Annotated in this window: 1 pseudogene; it reads right to left on the bottom strand. The window is 49.6% G+C overall.

Going from position 1 to position 266, the window contains the following annotated elements:
• A pseudogene (gene ybhA / locus L0M99_RS09720) lies at positions 1-264 on the bottom strand (bifunctional pyridoxal phosphate/fructose-1,6-bisphosphate phosphatase); the annotation flags it as partial.
• Positions 265-266 lie beyond the last annotated feature (2 nt).

Below are 266 nucleotides of genomic sequence, written 5' to 3'. Positions count from 1 at the left end.
CACATACATCAGACCGTGAATGTGGTGTTCATTCAGCATCTCAATGAGTTGCAGGGCTTTATTAACGGGCATTGGGTCCGCTTCCAGCACGGTTTTTGCATGATAATCATACAAATAGGTGCCATTACAGCAAATAGCAGGTGTATCCAGCGCCAGCGCCTGATAAAAAGGATGAATAGCGACGTGATGGCGACCTGTGACGATGATTAATCGATAGCCTGCTTCGCGAGCGCGGGCCAGGGCTTCTATCGATGATGGAAGCAGGG

The organism is Varibaculum cambriense, assembly GCF_022133705.1.
GTDB lineage: Bacteria > Actinomycetota > Actinomycetes > Actinomycetales > Actinomycetaceae > Varibaculum > Varibaculum cambriense_A.
Note: the sequence above shows the minus strand (reverse complement) of the source record. Positions and strands in the feature narration are given on the sequence as shown.